4 protein-coding genes are annotated in these 2,020 nt (G+C 45.1%); all 4 read left to right on the top strand.

What is annotated here, in order from left to right:
• Positions 1-390: AMP-binding enzyme (locus tag AC1DSE_RS34630; protein WP_477529050.1), on the top strand; the 390-nt coding region annotated here is incomplete at its 5' end.
• Between the two features lie 5 nt (positions 391-395).
• Positions 396-824, top strand: a complete 429-nt coding sequence (locus AC1DSE_RS34625) for a PaaI family thioesterase (protein WP_076268382.1) — start codon at positions 396-398, stop codon at positions 822-824.
• A 138-nt stretch (positions 825-962) separates the two neighbouring features.
• On the top strand, positions 963-1,184 hold the full coding sequence (locus AC1DSE_RS34620; protein WP_076268381.1) for a hypothetical protein: 222 nt from the start codon (positions 963-965) through the stop codon (positions 1,182-1,184).
• Positions 1,185-1,365: 181 nt separating this feature from the next.
• On the top strand, positions 1,366-1,554 hold the full coding sequence (locus tag AC1DSE_RS34615; protein WP_076268380.1) for a hypothetical protein: 189 nt from the start codon (positions 1,366-1,368) through the stop codon (positions 1,552-1,554).
• The last annotated feature ends 466 nt before the right edge of the window (positions 1,555-2,020 follow it).

The raw sequence follows: 2,020 nt of genomic DNA, 5'->3' as shown, positions 1-2,020 counted from the left end.
GCTACGATGGATGAAGATGGTTATTTTACGATTATGGATCGAATTAAGGATGTTATTATCGCTGGCGGCTTTAATATTTATCCTCGTGAAGTGGAGGAGGTACTGTTCGAGCATCCGGCCGTAAGGGAAGCGGCAGTGATTGGTGTGAAGGATGAGTACAGAGGCGAAACGGTAAAAGCTTTTATTGTGTTTAAGGAGGGCTGGCAAGTATCAAGCAGTCAGCTTGACCGTTGGTGCAGAGAGCGGCTCGCTTCCTATAAGGTGCCACACCACTATTCCTTTAGGGAAACGCTTCCAAAAACGATGGTCGGAAAAGTGCTTCGTCGAAAACTGCAGGAGGAGGAGGCGGAGGCTGAAAAGGCGAGAAAGGCGGAGAAGAAGGGAGAGTGAGCGGTATGGATGAGGATTGGTTTGTTCAACAGGCAGATCAAGCCGGTCATCTGACAAGGCTCGCAGAACGTGCGCAAGCCACCTTTTGGGGATTGCTTGGCTGTGAAATCGTGCAGGCAAACGCAAGTAAAGCGGCCATTTGCCTGGATGCAACTGAGCGGCATCTTAATCTGCTAAACATCGTTCACGGCGGAGTGCTGATGTCTCTGATGGATAATGCGATGGGGCTTGTGGTTATGCTAGCAGCACCTGAGAAAAGCGCGGTAACAGCAAATTTGAACACACAATTTCTCGCCAGCGCCAAGGGCGGCGTGCTGCTTTGCGAAGCAGAGCTGGTTCACCGAACGGAACGTACACTGACGCTGCAAGCGCAGGTAAAGGATGACGCAGGCAAGCTGCTCGTTTGCGGGATTGGTGCGTATCGGATCATTTAGTTCACATTTTCGTAAGTTGATTGCTTGCTTCTGGTACGATATAATAATACCTAATTATGGAAAAATAGTTCGAGTGGAACAGAGCTAATAATTAAGCGTAATATACCGATAAAAGTAATATGGGAAGGAGGCGAGGACATGGTTCAGGGCTGGGTAACGACATTGGTTTTAGCATTCGGAATTTTGGTCGCCATTATTGGCGTGATCGCATATTTAAGAATGTTTCGTAAAGATCGGCTTTCATCTACGTCTCACCAGTCAGCTGATGTCTCGCCTCCAAACGTAATTAGCATAACAACCGCAAGGGATTCTGAGCATAAGAAGCCGCCCAAATCCAAAAAAGCCGCGCCAAGAGATTAATAATTGTTAACTTTCATATTCTGAACCTAAATGTTATAATAGTAAGAAAAATGCGAACATTGTGACTCATTGGCCATGGAGTTGCCTGCACCGAGTGGGGGTTCTTGCGGTGTAATCGCCGCATGCGGTCTCGTATAATGCTGTTTAGGACGACCATCCAACGTAAAGGGGAGGAGATTTCATGGCGAAGCATAGCCAGAATGAAGTCAAGGAAAGCCTGAAAGAACTCACGAGAATTTTTCAACCCAAGGACCCGCGTAAATTTGTTAAAGAGTATATTCGCAAGTACCGGATTACCGGGGGCTACGAAGATGAATTAACGACATTGGTGGAAAATGAATTGTGCAGAATCAACTCCTCGGTCAGCTAGACTCATCATGAAGGATACGGCTTTGTAAACTGTCTATAGGCAGGATGCAAAGTCTTTTTGTTTTTTTTTTTACAGGACATACAAACTTAGGATGCTAGGTTTTTCTAAAAGCGGATTTCCCACCAATCCTACTAACCTCAGATTATTTTTGGTCACTCGATAGTGCAACGAATATTTCCCCCCTCAAATCATAATTTCGCCATATCTGATGGGCATGTGTCTCCCTTTTCTCGAATAAGTTATACATAGACAAATCTACTCGTTGTCATAGGCGGGATATGTTTGCGAAGTGGATTTTACTAACGTAAAACCTAGGTCTATGCTTTCGAAGTGGATTTTACTATCGTAAAACCTAGGCTTATGCTTTCGAAGTGGATTTTACTATCGTAACACCTGAGCCTATGCTTTCGAAGTGGATTTTACTTACGTAAAACCTTAAGGAGGTACGTACACACATGGCAGTGGA

The sequence above is a fragment of the Paenibacillus sp. 01L418 genome, assembly GCF_056400045.1.
Note: the sequence above shows the minus strand (reverse complement) of the source record. Positions and strands in the feature narration are given on the sequence as shown.